The 1,389-nt window shown below is 37.4% G+C and carries 2 protein-coding genes; both read left to right on the forward strand.

Features of this window, described 5'->3' with window-relative positions; genetic code table 11:
* The first annotated feature begins 79 nt into the window (after positions 1-79).
* Complete coding sequence (locus MJG50_RS21945; protein WP_240257908.1) at positions 80-367, forward strand: transposase; 288 nt, start codon at positions 80-82, stop codon at positions 365-367.
* An 11-nt stretch (positions 368-378) separates the two neighbouring features.
* Positions 379-1,254, forward strand: coding sequence for an IS3 family transposase (locus tag MJG50_RS21950; RefSeq protein WP_240257909.1), 876 nt, complete (start codon positions 379-381; stop codon positions 1,252-1,254).
* The last annotated feature ends 135 nt before the right edge of the window (positions 1,255-1,389 follow it).

Genomic DNA, 1,389 nt, shown 5'->3' on the forward strand with positions numbered 1-1,389 from the left:
TGAGGTTAGTCTTAAAAGTGGACACTGGAAAACGAGATTTAGTTTATAATTGAATCAACATTTAAAAGGACGTGTTCACATGGGGAAGCATCATTCACAAGAATACAAAGAGTATGTTTCAAAGTTAGTTGTGGAGGAAGGCCGAAAAGCAACAGAAGTTGCCTATGAGCTTGAGATCCCATATAAGACCCTCATTATCTGGGTTAAGGCATATAGGGAGAAATTGAATAGTAAGAAGACAGATTATATTACACCAAAAGAACTGGAAGAGCTTAAGAAACAACACGAAAGGGAAATAGAACGGTTAAGGGAGGAAAATGAAATCCTAAAAAAGGCCATGCACATCTTCACAAAAAGCCAAAAGTAATATACGCCTTCATTCAAGCCCACTCAAATGAATACGCTGTGTGGAAGATGTGTAAAGTTCTAGAAGTATCAACTAGTGGGTACTATAAGTGGCTAAGGATTCAGAGTAATCCTCTTTCTGAGAAGGAAAATTACCGTTTAGAGATCCAACAAAAAATTAGCAGATCTTTTCATGAGAGTTACGGAACCTATGGGAGCCCAAGGGTTCACGATGACCTAGTGGAGTGGGGTTATATTATTTCGCAAAAAACAGTGGCTCGAATGATGAAGGAGATGGGTTTAAAAGCTACTCCAATAGAAAAGTACGTAGTTACTACAGATTCTAATCATGATTTAAATATTTACCCTAACCTTCTAAACCGACAATTTGAGGCAGAGGAACCCAATAAGGTTTGGGTAGCTGACATTACATATATTTGGACGTTGGAAGGATGGCTGTACCTCTCGTCGATTATGGATTTATTCTCTAGAAAAATTGTAGGGTGGAGTCATGCCTCTCACATGAAAAAGGAGTTATCCATACAAGCGTTAAATATGGCGCTTGTTTCAAGGCAGCCTGAGGAAGGGTTTATTCACCATTCTGATCGAGGCTCTCAATATTGTTCGCATGAGTACATTGATATCTTGAAGGAACAGAAAGCACAAATAAGCATGAGTAAAAAAGGCGACCCATACGATAACGCCTGCATTGAATCATTCCACGCCACAATCAAAAAAGATTTAATTTACAGGAGACGTTTCAAAACAAGAGAGGAAGCTAAAAAGGCAATAAATTACTATATTAGTAGTTTTTATAATGAAAAAAGAAAACATTCCACTTTGGGTAATTGTTCTCCTAACCAATTCGAGAGAAAACAGCAGCAAAATGAAGTGGAGTATATCTCATAAATTAGCCATTTGGTGATAGAAATAATCAGTCATGGTTTTGGACTGATTATTTCTATCACCCCAGCAAACGAAGTGCGATAGTGTTTTATTAAAAAAGTCTCGATTTATATTGTCCACTTTCTTGACAGAAGACCA

This window comes from Fredinandcohnia quinoae, from assembly GCF_022427965.1.
GTDB classification, from domain to species: domain Bacteria; phylum Bacillota; class Bacilli; order Bacillales; family Bacillaceae_L; genus Ferdinandcohnia; species Ferdinandcohnia quinoae.